At 60.3% G+C, this 14,765-nt stretch carries 18 protein-coding genes; 14 read left to right on the forward strand and 4 right to left on the reverse strand.

The window, feature by feature from the left end:
- The first annotated feature begins 67 nt into the window (after nt 1-67).
- The 9 genes from IB264_RS21325 to IB264_RS21365 all read left to right on the forward strand — a co-directional run bounded on the left by IB264_RS21325 (nt 68) and on the right by IB264_RS21365 (nt 6,307).
- Entirely contained in the window at nt 68-280 is a 213-nt protein-coding gene (locus IB264_RS21325; RefSeq protein ID WP_025429619.1) for a hypothetical protein, read from the forward strand.
- Nucleotides 281-291: 11 nt separating this feature from the next.
- Entirely contained in the window at nt 292-771 is a 480-nt protein-coding gene (locus IB264_RS21330; RefSeq protein WP_025429620.1) for a DUF1801 domain-containing protein, read from the forward strand.
- A 173-nt stretch (nt 772-944) separates the two neighbouring features.
- A complete protein-coding gene (locus IB264_RS21335; RefSeq protein ID WP_128090555.1) occupies nt 945-1,163 on the forward strand; it encodes a hypothetical protein in 219 nt (72 codons plus the stop codon).
- 83 nt (nt 1,164-1,246) lie between these two features.
- Complete coding sequence (locus IB264_RS21340) at nt 1,247-1,435, forward strand: hypothetical protein (protein ID WP_057212641.1); 189 nt, start codon at nt 1,247-1,249, stop codon at nt 1,433-1,435.
- 425 nt (nt 1,436-1,860) lie between these two features.
- On the forward strand, nt 1,861-2,166 hold the full coding sequence (locus IB264_RS21345; RefSeq protein WP_025429623.1) for a hypothetical protein: 306 nt from the start codon (nt 1,861-1,863) through the stop codon (nt 2,164-2,166).
- Nucleotides 2,167-2,267: 101 nt separating this feature from the next.
- Nucleotides 2,268-2,651 (forward strand): hypothetical protein, encoded by a 384-nt coding sequence (locus IB264_RS21350; protein ID WP_057223736.1) that lies wholly within the window; start codon nt 2,268-2,270, stop codon nt 2,649-2,651.
- 87 nt (nt 2,652-2,738) lie between these two features.
- The gene (locus IB264_RS21355) at nt 2,739-3,413 is read left to right on the forward strand and encodes a response regulator transcription factor (RefSeq protein WP_057212644.1); all 675 of its coding nucleotides are present in this window, start codon (nt 2,739-2,741) and stop codon (nt 3,411-3,413) included.
- Nucleotides 3,410-4,873 (forward strand): HAMP domain-containing sensor histidine kinase, encoded by a 1,464-nt coding sequence (locus IB264_RS21360; RefSeq protein WP_057223738.1) that lies wholly within the window; start codon nt 3,410-3,412, stop codon nt 4,871-4,873. Before IB264_RS21355 ends, IB264_RS21360 begins: the two co-directional genes overlap by 4 nt.
- 192 nt (nt 4,874-5,065) lie before the next feature.
- Nucleotides 5,066-6,307 carry an adenylate/guanylate cyclase domain-containing protein gene (locus IB264_RS21365; protein WP_057212648.1) on the forward strand — a complete coding sequence of 414 codons (1,242 nt, stop codon included), beginning with the start codon at nt 5,066-5,068 and terminating at the stop codon, nt 6,305-6,307.
- 45 nt (nt 6,308-6,352) lie between these two features.
- Here the strand turns inward: IB264_RS21365 and IB264_RS21370 are convergent, their stop codons facing one another.
- Both IB264_RS21370 and IB264_RS21375 read right to left on the reverse strand, forming a co-directional pair.
- Complete coding sequence (locus IB264_RS21370; protein ID WP_025429628.1) at nt 6,353-6,991, reverse strand: alpha/beta family hydrolase; 639 nt, start codon at nt 6,989-6,991, stop codon at nt 6,353-6,355.
- Between the two features lie 153 nt (nt 6,992-7,144).
- Entirely contained in the window at nt 7,145-7,786 is a 642-nt protein-coding gene (locus IB264_RS21375) for a nucleotidyltransferase domain-containing protein (protein WP_025429629.1), read from the reverse strand.
- Between the two features lie 105 nt (nt 7,787-7,891).
- On the opposite strand from IB264_RS21375, the gene IB264_RS21380 reads away from it, so the two are divergent.
- Entirely contained in the window at nt 7,892-8,329 is a 438-nt protein-coding gene (locus IB264_RS21380) for a low affinity iron permease family protein (RefSeq protein WP_192434038.1), read from the forward strand.
- Between the two features lie 39 nt (nt 8,330-8,368).
- On the opposite strand, the gene hutC is transcribed toward IB264_RS21380, so the two are convergent.
- Complete coding sequence (hutC, locus tag IB264_RS21385; RefSeq protein WP_057206141.1) at nt 8,369-9,097, reverse strand: histidine utilization repressor; 729 nt, start codon at nt 9,095-9,097, stop codon at nt 8,369-8,371.
- Between hutC and IB264_RS21390 the strand changes: the two genes are divergently transcribed.
- Nucleotides 8,987-9,268: a hypothetical protein gene (locus IB264_RS21390; protein ID WP_162254151.1), complete on the forward strand. Its 282-nt coding sequence runs from the start codon at nt 8,987-8,989 to the stop codon at nt 9,266-9,268. The genes hutC and IB264_RS21390 overlap by 111 nt on opposite strands.
- A 448-nt stretch (nt 9,269-9,716) precedes the next feature.
- On the opposite strand, the gene IB264_RS21395 is transcribed toward IB264_RS21390, so the two are convergent.
- Nucleotides 9,717-9,917 carry a hypothetical protein gene (locus IB264_RS21395; RefSeq protein ID WP_244497436.1) on the reverse strand — a complete coding sequence of 67 codons (201 nt, stop codon included), beginning with the start codon at nt 9,915-9,917 and terminating at the stop codon, nt 9,717-9,719.
- Between the two features lie 381 nt (nt 9,918-10,298).
- Between IB264_RS21395 and repA the strand changes: the two genes are divergently transcribed.
- The 3 genes from repA (at nt 10,299) to repC (ending at nt 13,966) form a co-directional block, all read left to right on the forward strand.
- Nucleotides 10,299-11,495 (forward strand): plasmid partitioning protein RepA, encoded by a 1,197-nt coding sequence (gene repA, locus IB264_RS21400; RefSeq protein ID WP_025429634.1) that lies wholly within the window; start codon nt 10,299-10,301, stop codon nt 11,493-11,495.
- Between the two features lie 3 nt (nt 11,496-11,498).
- Entirely contained in the window at nt 11,499-12,503 is a 1,005-nt protein-coding gene (gene repB, locus IB264_RS21405; RefSeq protein ID WP_057223744.1) for a plasmid partitioning protein RepB, read from the forward strand.
- 155 nt (nt 12,504-12,658) lie between these two features.
- Nucleotides 12,659-13,966: a plasmid replication protein RepC gene (repC, locus tag IB264_RS21410; protein ID WP_057223747.1), complete on the forward strand. Its 1,308-nt coding sequence runs from the start codon at nt 12,659-12,661 to the stop codon at nt 13,964-13,966.
- The last annotated feature ends 799 nt before the right edge of the window (nt 13,967-14,765 follow it).

Here is a 14,765-nt window from a genome sequence, read left to right on the forward strand (position 1 = left end):
CTATTCTTTGAGTTCGCGCCACGCGGATCGCCCGATCCGTTGCGGCTGGTATTGTGAGGAGGTGCCAATGAACTGGAACAACTGGATTCGTCAAATTCACCGCTGGACGTCGCTTGTCTTCGCAGTGGTGGTCGCCGCCATCTTCATCGCCTTGGGCGTAGGCAAGCAGCCCGCCGAATGGGTCTATTTCCTACCCCTGTTCCCACTCGCCATTCTCGTGCCCACCGGTCTCTACATGTTCGTGCTGCCTTACCTTAGCGGGCGACGCACCGCCGGATAGGAGAAAGCGCGATGGCCAGCAAGACATCCAAGAAGCCGGCGGCGGCAAAGGCAGACAAACCACGCGCCGCGGCACCGGCTCAGGCCGGCGACGTGCCCCTGCTGTCCGGTGGCAACCCGCAGATCGCCAAGGGCTATGGCGACGCCCCCGTCCAGGCCTATATCACCGCGATGCCGGGCTGGAAGAGCGATGTCGGCCGGCGCCTCGACGCGCTGATCGAACGCACAGTCCCCGGCGTCTACAAGGCCGTCAAATGGAACTCTCCGCTCTATGGCATTGAGGGTGAGGGCTGGTTCCTCGGCATCCATGTCTTCACGAAGTACGTCAAGGTGGCGTTCTTCCGCGGCTCGTCTCTCAATCCGATGCCGCCCGGCCAGTCGAAGCACAAGGAGGTTCGCTACCTCGACATTCGCGAAGACGACCAACTCGATGAAGAGCAGTTCACCGACTGGGTAGGGCAAGCCAGCCAACTGCCCGGCGAACGCATGTGACGGCCATGAGGCTGCGTGGCCCGACTCCGTCGATCTTCGGCAGTTCACCGCGCGCGTTAAAGGTTCATTAAGCATAGCTTGAATCGGGCCGCCCGATGCACTTGGGGACGCGCACAGCTTCACCTAAGTACACGCTCCTCACCCGATGCTGGGTGATTGAATGGAGTGACATGATGTCAATGGAAAATGAGGCAGCCGCCCAGGCGCTGGCGCTCGACCGTTCGGTCAGCGATGCCGAAATCAGTATCGCCATCTCCCACGCACAGAACGCGATCGAGGCCGCGGGCGAGACCCAGTCTCCGGGGCTTCGCCGCGCGATGCAGGTCAAGGATGCACTCGAAGGCGCTCTGCGTATCCGCGGTCGGACCACCGGCCGGCCGGTGAACGGATGAATTCCGTAGGTCCCATCCACGGCGGTCCGTTCAAGATCACCGCGCGCGCCCGATAGGTTCCGCACCGCCAAACAGGATTCACGATGCAGCTGATGTCCATGCCGGTTGTCGCCGGCATATCCCTGGGCGTTGCGATCATCACGATCTTCTCCCAAAAGCACCGTGGCAAAGCCGCCGGCGAAAGGGCGCTCGTCTCCCTCGGAAGCTTTCTCGCGAGCCTTCTTGTGCTGTTCATTCTCAACTTCGCGATCTTCTGCGTCCAGCAATCCTAATGCACGTCCGATCGAATCTGTTGAGCGATGCCGGCCGTATCATGTCGCGCAAAGACATGTGCGGCGACACCAGCGCCGCAAACAGCCCTGATGGCGTCCCGTCAACGTCGCGCGCCAAGGCCACGAGGCCACTTGGCCCGTTGACACGGATGGTATGCAGCACCGCGCTTTACGGTTTCCTTATTCCCAAACTCCCTCTTCCCAAGCGATTTTCTATGCACGCTTGGGCTAAGTGTTGCCGCGCCCCGACGCGTGATCAGTCGGTGCGCCAATGAAATATCGGCCGAGGCAGCGCTCGAACGCCACTGCCATGCTTGCGCCGCTTTCGGGTGGCTTGAGACGCCGGCCCCCTTTCCTTTGCGGCGTCACGGCCAGCAGCGATGCCTCAAGGAGCAAACGACAGATCCTATGACGAGTATCAGACGATGAAGATGAGAAACGCATTCAGGCTTGCGCCAAAACAGAGCCGGAGATTGCCCACCGAGTATTTCATTCTGGCGAATGTGCGTTTCGAAGGGCAGGTCGTCGGATACCTCGCCGGACGGCCAATCCGCGAAATAGCGACCGACGGCGGCGGGCTTCGATACCAGTTCGTCGGCGTCGCCGCGCGCAACGCTGCCGGAGGTCCGGACGTACAGTCGCTGCGCAAGGGCGAATGGATCGTTCAACCGGGGCTGGTCTATGCCAGTATCGGCGACGACGTCGTCGCTTCTGCAGACCGCGCCGCCTGACACCGGTCGAAGTGTCGGGGAAGCTATCGAATAGGACCGCAATGTCTATGTAATCTTGGCAGATTAGCTCCGGGGTAGACAATTCGAACCCGGGATCGAACATGCCCTTTTGCAAAGCGCGCGGCACCTTCGCCGCCATCGCTATCACCGCAGCCCTGATTCTGACCGGCTGCGCCTCCACCGTGATGAAGAACTATATCGGCCAGACGGTGGAATCGGTCGTCATCGACTACGGCCCGCCGACCGCCGTTCTTGACCTCGGATGGGATCAGCGCGCCTACCAATGGCGCAAGATCTCCACCAATGTCGTTTCCGGCTCGACGAGCGGCGAGATTCGCGACACGCGGCGCGGCCAGCGCTATGAAGAGACCGTAACGCCGGGCTATGTCGAGGAGCAGGAGTGCTTCTATACATTCTACGCCCGACAGCAGGGCGGCCGCTGGTATGTGACGAACTTCCGTCAACCGAAGCTCGAATGCGAGTGAGCGCTTCAACTCGCCCCCGATTTGAGAAATGATGCATTCGACACCGCGGCTCCGGCGCTTTCGGAACCGCATTCAGGAGAGATCGGCATGCGCATCCTGCTGCTAGAGGACGAGCCCGAAATGGCGTCGGCCCTGAAGGCCGCGCTCGAGCGTCGGCAGGTGATCGTCGATCATGTTTCGACGCTCGCCGACGCCGAGGCCGTGGTCGAGCTCTGGTCCTACGACGTAATCGTACTCGATCGCCGCCTTCCTGACGGCGAGGGCCTCAGCCTCATTCCGAAGCTGCGCGCGCTGCGCGTCGAAGCGCCGATCATGATGTTGACGGCGCTCGGCGCCATCAACGACCGCGTCGCCGGTCTCGATGGCGGTGCCGACGACTATCTCGCCAAACCGTTTGCGGTCGAGGAACTGATGGCGCGCCTTCGTGCACTTGGTCGCCGTCCCGTCACGCTCAAGTCCGACCAGATCATGGTTGGCCGCCTGACCTATGATTTCCGCCATCGCGAAGCGGTCGTCGACGACAAGCCGCTCGACCTTCTGCGGCGGGAAAGGCTGGCGTTGGAGGCGCTGATGCGCCGCCCGGGCCGCACGGTCCTGCGCGCAACGCTGGAAGATTCCGTCTATGCCATGGAAGACGAGATCGATTCCAACGCGCTCGATTCCCACCTTTCGCGGCTGCGACGAAAGCTCGAAGAGGTCGCAGCCGGCGTCGAGATCAGGGCAATCCGCAACCTCGGCTATCTCCTGCGCGCAACGGCATGAGAAAACCTCGCTCGCTTCAATGGGTCCTGGTGCGCCGCCTGATCCTGCTGCAGGCGGCGACGTTCGTCGCCTTTATCGCCCTGCTGGCTGCGATCCTGACGATCGCCCAGCCTCGGCTGATCATCGACAACGAGGCGGCCATCAAGCACCTGTCCGAGGCGGTGGCGCGCGACAAGAGCGGCGGCCTCATTGTGCGCGACACCGAGGAGCTTCGTGCGTTCCGGGAAGACTTCCCCAATCTCTGGTTCATCATCCGCGATGCCGACGGGCATGTGGTCGAGCAAGGCAGCGTTCCGGCCGCCTATGAAGCGGCTGGTGGAGAGCTGTTGAAGAATATCGGCCGCGCGACGCTGCGGTTCGATCAGGGCGACCTTCGACCGGAAGCCGCCCTTGCCAATGTCGACACCGATGTCGGCCGAGTGCAGATCCTTGCCTCCTCGATCTCGTCGCGCGACGAGAACGATGGGCTCGAAGTCGAGATCAACGTGAACGCCGAGATGGCAAAGGATGCCAATGGCAATCCGGACTGGCTTCGCGTGCTGCCGGTCCTGGCGCTGCTTATCCTTTGCCTGCTGCTGCCGATCATCCTGGTGATGGGCGTCGCCACGTTGGTCACCACGCCGGCCGTTGTGCGCCGCTCGCTTGCCGGTCTCGTTGCGACAGCCGATCAGGCCGGGCGGATCGATATCGACAATCGCGCGGTGCAGCTCGAAACCGCCCAGGTGCCGACGGAAATCGCGCCGATGGTGCATGCCTTCAACAACGCGCTTTCTCGTCTGGACGAGGGTTACGACCAACGCAATCGGTTCCTGACAGACGCGGCCCATGAATTGCGCACGCCGATCGCCATCCTTCGCACCCGCGCCGAATTGCTGCAGGAAGATCCGCAGAGTGCGCGGCTAAGGAAAGATATCGAGCGGCTGTCGCATCTGGCCCAACAGCTTCTGGAACGCCAGGTGCTTGAGCACGGCAGCGGCACCCGCGAGGTCGTCGACCTTGTGGCGCTCGCCAAAACGTTGGCCGCCGACTTCGCGCCGCTCGCCTTCGAGGCCGGCTACGAACTGGCCTTCGAGACGAATGCGACGCGGCCAGTGCCGGTCAGCATTCATGTTCAGCAAATCGAGCAGGCGGTCGCCAATCTCCTGCGCAACGCCGTCGAGCATGGCGCCAATCGCGGAACGATCACCGTACTGGTCGACGCCCGCGGCGGGATCGAGATCCATGACGAGGGTCCCGGTATTCCTGAGGACGAGCGAGACCGTGTCTTCGAACCCTTCTACCGCCTGCGCCCGCGTTCGAGCGGCGCTGGCCTCGGGCTCAATCTGGCCCGCGAAATCGCCCGGCTGCATGGCGGTCGTATCGATATCCTCTACGGTTCGTGGTCCGGCGCGCGGATCAGGCTGCAATTGCCGGTGGTCGACGGGCATCACCTCGCGGCGCTTTCGACCACCTCCGCCTGAACAGCACCGGGCGGCAGTCGGTCGGTCGAACAAGGCGTCAACGGCTTTGCAACTTTTCAGATCACTTTTCGCCTTAGCCCTTATCAACGGTCGGCCGATGGTCCACATATGTCTCGGCGTTTCGAGGTCAGCGTTCTCCGGAGCTTCCGCTTCGAGAGCAGCAAGGCCGTCAGAACAGAGTGGAGAATTGCGATGCAGACTTCATCCGAGGCAATGGCCGGACCGCTGCACGACAGCGGCGCCCGTCCCATCGACAGCAAGGGAATTCTCGACTGGCTGATCATGGAGACCCGTGACCAGCGCTTCATCGACAATATTTTCGTGGATCTGTGCGAACGACTGGTCCAGGCCGGCGTTCCGCTCGCGCGGGCCACCCTGCATTTCCGGATCCATCACCCGCAGTGGCTCGGCGCCCGCATCCTTTGGCGCAAGGGCCTGACGGAGGCGGATATCCGCATGTTCGATTATGGTGTCGAAGACACGACGCAGTATCTCAACAGCCCGCTCTATGCCGTCAACAACGGCGCCAGCCAGGTTCGCAAGAACCTCGAGGCGGCAACCGACGATGAGGTGCCGAACTCGCTCTATGAAGAACTCCGTGCCGACGGCTTCACCGACTACGTCGCCTTGCCGCTGGAACACACGCTCGGCAAGCGCCACGTGGTGACCTTCGCCAGTGATCGCAAGGGCGGCTTCGAGACTGTTCATCTCGAGGTTCTCACCAGTCTGTTGCCGGTTCTGGCCCTTGTCAGCGAAATCCGGCTGAAGAACCGGATGGCGCGAACGCTGCTCGAAACCTATGTCGGGCCGCATGCAAGCGAGCAGATCCTTGCCGGTGCGACGACACGGGGGAGCGGCGTGACCGTCAGCGCCGCGATCCTGATCTGCGACCTTCGCGACTTCACCAAACTATCCGACCTCTGGCCGCGCGATGATGTGATCGAGTTGCTCAACGGTTACTTCGATGCCATGTCCGAGCCGATCGAGCGGCATGGTGGCGAGATCCTCAAATTCATGGGCGATGGCCTGCTGGCGATCTTCCCGCTCAGCAATCCGCGGGCCTGCGAAAACCTGCTGCAGGCAATCGGTGAGGCGGAGGTCGCGATCGCCACCCTGAACCAGGAAAATCTGGCACGGGGGCGCGAGGCCCTCGGCTACGGCATCGGGGTCAACGTCGGCGATGTGATGTACGGCAACATCGGCTCTCGCCGGCGGCTCGACTTCACAGTGATCGGACCGGCCGTCAATATCGCTTCGCGCCTAGAGAACCTGACAAAGCAGGCGAAGCGCCCGGTGCTGCTGTCACGCGCCTTCGTCGAATTGGCGGGACGCACGCGCGACATGGAGCATTTGGGCGCCTTTCCCGTGAAGGGCCTCGACGATCCGATTGACGTCTTCGCATTTTCGTCCGGCACCGCTCAGGCGGCGGAATGATCGGTGCAGAGTCTTGGTTTTTGCCAATCGGGCGGGCGCGACCGTTTAAGGCAACCGCTCGCCGACCCAACGCGCGACGGTCTGCGCCATCGTTTTCAGATGATCTGCAGCGGAATAGCCGGAGATCGTCTTGCGTGGTTTGAGATCGTGGTCGCCATCTTCGAGCCAAAGGATTTCTATTGCACCGGACAGGGGGTATCCGGGGACCTCCTCGCGCGTGCCGAATTCGTCGCGCGTGCCCTGGCAGATCAGCGTCGGCGTCTTCAACTCCCCGAGGTGTTTGGTGCGCAGCTGATCGGGCTTTGCTGGAGGATGGAACGGATAGCCGAGGCAAAGCAGGCCGATGATTTTGCCTTCGGCATAGAGCTCGTCAGCAATCATGCTGGCGACACGCCCACCCATCGATTTGCCGCCGATTAGCAACGGGCCGACCGCACCAAGAGACGCCACGGCGGCCCTGAACTCCGGATTGAGCGTTTCGGCGCGCGGTGGCGGTTTGCGGCCGCCTGATCGACGCCCCGCCATGTAGTCGAATTCGAACCGGGCCACACGAAAGCCTTCGGCAGCCAGCGCTTTGGCCGATGCGGTCATCGAAGCCGAATCCATCGGCGCGCCGGCACCATGCGCCAGCAAGATGGTCACCGGCGCATTCTCTGGCCCATCAAACAACATCGTCTTTTCCATCTCGACACCATCCGGCGTATCCGCCAATGAAATGCTGACTTTTATGCTGCGCCAGCGTCTTTTGGTCGACGTGGCTCGTGGGTCAACGTGTTTTCTACTGCATGTTTCCTTAAATCGTATCCGATTTAAGGAAACATGCAGTAATTCAAAGTGCTACAGCAACCTTTGCGCGTCTAAATAAGACGCGCGGCGCTGTAGCATGTCGAGCGCCGTGAGCCAGGGGTGCAGCGTACCATAAGCAGTCACGATCGATTGCCGCAACCAGTCGCGCTGCAACGCACTCAATAGCGGTAGGCAGGCCCCGAAATCGAACTCGTCTTTTTGTCGGGGCGTTTTTGCCTTGTAGAACAACTGGACCTCAACAGCGAGGAACGGTGGATCCCCGCCAGCCGCCATCGCGCTGATCGGCCGGGTCACCAGAGGATTTCGGCGCGAACGCCAGCTTTCCCCATTACTGTGGTCGAACATCAGTTGAAAGCGCCATGGCCCTTGCCGCTCGCCACGGCACCAGACATCGTTTACCGTTTTCGGCAGGCTTTCCGTTTCGCTCCACCGGCGCAAATGCCCCGGCGGATCCGCAGCCCAGCAATCCCATTGCCGAAGAAAGGAACGAACGTGCGCGCTGTCTCTCTGCAGCACGAGGATATCGATGTCGCCGTGACTGCGAAAAGGGCGACCGACGAAATGCTCGATCGCATACCCACCAGCGATCCACCAGGGAAAGGGTGCGGGCGCGAAGAGTACCGCGATGTCTTCGGGCAACAGCGGCTCCCACGGTTTTTCATGTTCCTTCATCCGCAGATCATTCCCGTCTTGCTATTCTGGCCGCTGTGACACTGAACGGAACTTTCTTCGTGACTTGCCTGTTAAAGAACAGTTGAAAGCCGTTCAGGTGCTCAGATGTCCGGCAAGATCGATGCCTTTTCCCGATTTGCCAATGCCGTTTCGAAACAGTCCGGCAAGCCAGGCACATTCGCATTCGCAGTCGGTGCCGTTCTCCTGTGGGCGGCCACAGGTCCGATCTTCGATTTTTCCGAGACCTGGCAATTGGTGGTGAACACGGCGACGACGATCATTACATTCCTGATGGTCTTCGTTCTTCAGAACTCTCAGAACCGCGACAGCGCCGCCCTTCAGGCCAAACTCGACGAACTGATCCTGACCAGCTCGGCCGAAAACGAATATATCGGGATCGAGAAACTTGAGGAACATGAGCTGGAACGACTGACGGAACTCCTGAAGCAGCATGCGCGAGATGCGCACGATCACGCGCTTCACCAGAAAATTTCAAATGCCGTCGGCAAGAAACGCAAACGGCGAGCCGACCCAGCGGCGTGAGACAGCGCGTCGTGTCGCGGCAACCGTGCGGCGCTCGATCTAACCGAGCGGGCTCGGCGCAAATTGCGCCACCAATTCATGTCGATCACCCGGATAAGTCAATCGCACATGGGTGACCGGGGCGCGACCGCTCCAGGTGCGCCGCTCGATGACGAGACAAGCGGCGCCTGTCGAAATGTCGAGCGCCTGCGCCGCGTTGCGTCCTGCCGCCACGGCCCGGATGCGATGTTCGGCCGTACTCCACGGCACCTTTCCGAGCAGCCAGGAACCGGGCGCTGACGTCTCGAAAAGCTCTGTCTCGGCTTCGGGAACAGCCGCCAGGCTGATAAGCCGCTCCTCGAAACAGAAGGGGCGACCGCCGGCGAAATGCCGGCAACTCACTTCGAGCAGTCTTGCAGACGGCGGCAGGTCGAGCCGACCGGCATCGCTGCCCTCGGCCTTGCGGATGCTGCGTTCATCCAGGTGAAAACTGTAATCCAGTCCAAGGGACTGAACCTCCAGCTTGACATCGTGGATTTCCATCACCGCCGACTGCACATGCGGGAAAGTGACGTAGCTCCCCGACTTGCGCCGCCGCTCGATCAGTCCGCGTTTGACCAGTTCGGTCAGCGCCTTGTTCACGGTCATGCGCGAACAGCCATATTGCTCGGTCAATTCATGCTCGAACGGGATGCGATGTCCAGGTGGCCACGCGCCGGAAAGAATGTAACCTTCCACATCACCGAGGATTCTCTGGTGCAACGAAAGCGACTGGGGCTGGTTGCCCACTTCGTCGGCTGGCTGATCGCTCGGAATGTCGGCACCCTCAATGGTTTGCTGTTGCCGGCAAGCTTAAACATTTCCCGGCGCCGCGACAGCCCTCCCCTCGCCCTTTCCCGCTTTTTCGCCAAAGCTTCCTCGGCCCTCGGGTTACGCGACGGGTGGCTGCAGCTTATGTAAGCGGCGCACGCACTTCCAACCGCGGACGCAAATCCTCGCGACACAGCTAACGGCAGCACCAATGACGCTTGCCGAGATCAGCCTCACTTCGGCGGCGTCCACCCCAAGCTGGGCGATAACTGCCCCGCGGCTCGCCCATTCCGGCGCCGGCCTCCACCATACTACCTTATTGTAATTTATGGCTTTATTTTCGTGTTCGGCATTATTCGAAGCCGAGCGTTCAGCCGTTGCCGCCGAGTTGGCTCGATATCGCTTCTTGGACAAGAAGAGCGCGGGCGGTTGACAGCTGTCAACGTTGACGGCCAATCATTTTGGGCGCGTCATAAGCTCCCTGTTTCGCAACGAGGAGACGCAATCAAAAGAAGGTCCAGCGGCAAAGCGGCGTTCGGGCCGGACCCTATGCGACGGCTGCATTGGCCACCGCACATTTTGGGCAACCAGGGTCGTATCAATAAAACAGATGCCAGGGCGTCAGGAAGGCGCGGGCCCATTCCTGATCGCGATCGCGCTCACGATCGTCAGCCGGTTCGTGTGGCGTCAATTCAATGCGCGGCTTTACCGACTGCACGACGGCCTTCGGCGCTGGCGGCTCGAGGTAACCAAGTGTCATCCCGCCGAGATAGAACATGCTGCATCCCTTCCAGTCCACCTGACATCATCCTCATCGCACCACGATCTTGCCACAATTCAACTCGCTGTCAATAGTCGACTAAATCCATATTTTAATAGCCACAGTTTGCGATGGAGCATCAAGGCAGCGTTCTTCTCCCCCTCGGCTGCAAAACAGGTGCGCGCGCCGTTCGCGGGGAGCTGTAGTTGCTGGTTGGAATCGGGCCGACATGTTAACAACCTGGTCGGCCGTCGCACGAGTTGTCCGCGGACAACTGGCGCCATTGCGCGCCCTCCGTTGCTTGAGCCGGCAACACGGCCATTCGGCTATCCATTTGTACATTCAGGCCGAATCGGATCATAGTGCATCTGCGCATATTGCCTCGATATGACAATATTTGCGCAGTTTTTGGAGAACTCGATGTTGCAGCAGAAAATCCACGGCCTCGATGTACAGGAGCATTTGCCAACGCTCCTGGCTGCCGATGCCATGGAACTTGCGCACCAACTCCAGCAGCATCAGAAGAAAATCTTCCCGCCGCAAGCGCAAAAGACGTTGCGACTTTTCAGTCCGGCCGAGGCGGCCGCCTTTATCGGGATCGCCGAAGGCTACCTGCGCCAGATCGCCTCGGAGGGCCATGGGCCCGAGCCGTTGCCGAATGGACGCCGCATGTATGCGATCTCGGATATCGAGCGCATTCGACGTGTTCTCGACGAAGGTGGCAAGTCGGGAAAATACATTCCGCATCGCCGCGGCGACGAGCGGCTGCAGGTCATCTCGGTCATGAACTTCAAGGGCGGATCGGCAAAGACGACCACCTCGGCGCATCTTGCGCAATACCTCGCACTTCGCGGTTACCGCACGCTGGCGATCGATCTTGATCCGCAGGCTTCACTTTCGGCCCTGTTCGGTCACCAGCCGGAACTGGACGTTGGCGAGGCGGAAACGATCTATGGCGCCATTCGCTATGAGAACCCTCGCCCGATCGCAGAGATTGTCCGTTCCACCCATTTGCCCAATCTGCATTTGATCCCCGGCAACCTCGAACTGATGGAATTCGAGCACGAAACGCCGAAGGCCATGACCAGCGGTTCGGCGGAAACCATGTTCTTTGCGCGTATCGGCGACGTGCTGGCCGATATCGAGAGCTTTTACGACATCGTCATCATCGATTGCCCGCCGCAGCTTGGCTTTCTCACCATGTCGGCGCTGTGCGCGGCGACATCGGTGCTGATCACCGTGCACCCGCAGATGCTCGATGTCATGTCCATGTCCCAGTTTCTCTCGATGACCAGCGAATTGATGCGCGTCGTCGAGAACGCCGGCGGCCGGACCAGCTATGACTGGATGCGCTACCTCGTCACCCGGTTTGAACCCAATGACGGTCCGCAAAGCCAGATGACCGGTTTCATGCGCTCCATCTTCGGCAATCGCATGCTGCACAACGCCATGGTCAAATCGACGGCCGTTTCCGACGCCGGCGTGACCAAGCAAACGCTATATGAGGTGGAACGCTCGCAGTTTGTCCGCGGCACCTATGACCGCGCGATGGATTCCCTGACGCTCGTCAATGGCGAGATCGAGGACCTCCTGCGCAAGGTGTGGGGAAGGAAGTAACCCATGGCCCGCAAGAACCTGATCGGTGTTTCAGACAGTCATGCTGCAGATGGCGAGGATAATCGTCCGCTGGCCGGACGGCCGATCATCGGCCTCGATCCCGGCCAGCGACCACACAGCCCGATCGGCGGCATCACCCGGTCTCTGTCGAACATCACGCAGAAGGTGGAGCGAGCTCAAGAACTTGAACGCCAGCTTGCAGAAGGCCTGGCGGTGATAGAGCTCGACCCGGATCTGGTTGACGTTTCCTTCGTCGTCGATCGCCTCGGCGTCGCGGCCGATGTCGAACGCTCGCTGCTCGAACAGATCCGGGATCACGGACAACAGGTGCCGATCCTCGTGCGCCCGCATCCCAACGAGGACGGGCGTTATCAGGTCGCTTACGGCCATCGTCGTCTTGCCGCCACGCGTGAGCTTGGCAGCAAGGTCAGAGCTGTCGTCCGTGACCTCAGCGACGAACAGCTGGTGATCTCGCAAGGGCAGGAAAACAACGCTCGCACGGACTTGTCCTTCATCGAGCGGTCGCTGTTCGCCACCCGTCTCGAAGACCGCGAATTCTCGCGTGACGTCATCATGTCATCGCTTGGCGTCGACAAGGCGGCCCTGTCGAAGATGATTGCGATCGTGCGCCGGCTACCCATCGATGTGATCGAGGCAATCGGTGCCGCGCCGGCCATCGGACGGCGGCGCTGGGCGGAGCTTGCAGAGCTTGTTGAGAACGACGATGAGCTCATCAAGACCAACGCGTTCTTAGGGCGCACTGAATTCCTGGCAAGGGAGAGCGATCAACGGTTTGAGACGCTGTTTTCCTTCCTGAGCACTGTGAAGGCCCGGAGCCAGGCAGTTCCTTGGGTGGCGCCAGATGATACGCGCCCGGTGCGCATCCGAGAAACAAACAGCGAAACGACGCTTTCCTTCAACAAGAAGGTGGCGCCCGGTTTTGCAGATTTCGTGAGGCAGAGGCTCAAATCTCTGTACCTCGAATATCAAGAGGAAACAGGAGACTAACAGAGCAAAAGAAAAAGGCTTCCGAACGACTAGCGCAGCGGAAACCCTTCTCTCGTGTAGCAACTAGAGAATCCCATTTCCGCGAATCACTGTCAAGCGTTTTTAACGTCGTTTCGGCGAACGGACTTCTTTTGCCTTTGAAAAGGTGAAGAGAGATGGAGCGTGGAAATGTGACGACGCCCTTCGGGCGGCGCGCGATGACGCTTGGCATGTTCGCAAGCCAAGTCATCGCGAGCGAAATCGATTCGCAGCAGCCGATCGATAAATGGAAACTGTTTCGGACCGTCTGTGAAGCCAAGGCTGTCGTCGGCGTGTCCGACCGTGCCTTGGCCGTACTCAATGCGCTGCTCAGCTTCTACCCGAAGGTCGAGCTGACGTCAGGCAAGGGGTTGGTGGTGTTTCCATCAAACAACCAATTGGCCCTGCGCACCCATGGCATGGCAGGCACCACACTGCGTCGCCACCTGGCAACATTGGTGGAGGCCGGCCTTATCCTTCGCAAGGATAGCCCAAATGGCAAGCGTTACGCCCGTAGAGATACAAAGGGCGCCATCGGCGACGCCTTCGGGTTCGATCTGTCACCGCTGCTTGCACGCGCCCATGAATTGCAAACGGCCGCAGCCGCAGTCGCTCTGGCCCGACAGGAGGCGCAGCTTGCCCGTGAGCGTCTCAGCCTTTGCCGTCGCGATCTGACCAAGCTCATAGACGTGTTGCGCGAAACCGACCAAACTTCCAACTGGGACAACCTTCAAAGCCGTTATCTTCTCGCCGTCGACACCCTTCCGCGGAAACCTGGCCTCGCTGAAATCGAGCCTGTGCTCAAGCAACTGGACGCGTTGCGCGCGGAAGTGCTCAACCAATTGGAAAAACTGGTAAATCTAAAAATTTCGGACACCAATGATAGCCAAAATGGCTGCCACATACAGAGTTCACATCCAGACTCTTCTACTGAATCTGAACCGGGCTTTGGAAGTGACGCTGTGACGTTCTCGAACTCACGCCAAACGTCCGACAGCATGGCCGTTGTGCAGGCGAGCAATCGGACGGCAATTGCAACAGACGCGGCCTCCCAGACCGAAACACCGGAGGTGACACGGGGTAAAACGCATCAACCTCCGCAAACCTTCCCGCTATCAACCGTGCTGAAAGCCTGCCCTGATATCGTCGACTATGGTCCTGGCGGTAAGGTGCAGTCCTGGCGTGATCTGATGGTGGCTGCCGCTGTGGTCCGTTCCATGCTCAATGTCAGTCAGGGAGCGCATGATGAAGCGTGCCGGGTGCTCGGCCCAGAAGCGGCCGCGACGGTGCTGGCATGTATCCTCCAGCGCTCGCCGCACATCGCGTCTGCCGGTGGTTACCTGCGGGACCTGACGCGGCGATCTATGCGACAGGAGTTCGTGGTTGGGCCGATGGTCATGGCGTTGTTGCGTGCCAATCCCGGCAGTATGGCGCTAGCCAGCTGAGCTAGACCAACGCGGCTGTTTCGACGGACGTTGACAGCTGTCAACTGCGGCTAGTTGTGCGCCTCATTCGGCAATCAATGTCCAATGAGGCGGACTGGTGGCCGACCTGTGCAGGATGTTGAGATCGAGTTTGCCGGGTCCAACACCTCGCAGCAGCCGATCCCGATCCCTGCCAAATTGCAGCGTGCGCGGCGCTGAGTACCGGCTTGCGACGGGCAACGTTAGATCGGTCCCTTGGTGAGTTGACAGCTGTCAACGGTTTCACCTCAGGCCATCCGAATGGAAAATACCACAACCACCAGCCCGCTGCAGATCCGTACACTTAACCTCTATCGACGAGAGGGTCGTCCAGTTCGCGGACTTCTGATCAAGGACTGCCCCACCGGCTCCTGTCGTCCCCGGCAGAAAGATGGCACAAACGCTGAGGCTGCAAGGTGTCTACACCCGCAAGCGGTCCACAACCTCAACCGCGTCCTGAGGCCGTGCAGGCATGAAGCTGCCCAACCGCACCTTCAGACGAGCATTATTCTGTCAGGCATTGCATCGGGTGAGTTTCCCCGCGCGCTCGGGGTGTGACGGGGCGAAACGCGATCTGGCAAAGTTCTAATGCATTGAGGCTCCGGACATGCCGGAGGGTTGCCTTATGAACCGTCGATAGATGTGATTGGTCTTTGGCCTGAATTTGTTGTTACCCCCTGGCGGGGCCGATGTTGACAGCTGTCAACGCATGACGGGCCGTTTTGTCGGAAAGTGTCGCTCCTACACATTCGGCAGCATGAACGAACGCAAGCCGCTGCGT

This window comes from Ensifer sp. ENS11 (assembly GCF_014851895.1).
GTDB lineage: Bacteria > Pseudomonadota > Alphaproteobacteria > Rhizobiales > Rhizobiaceae > Ensifer > Ensifer canadensis.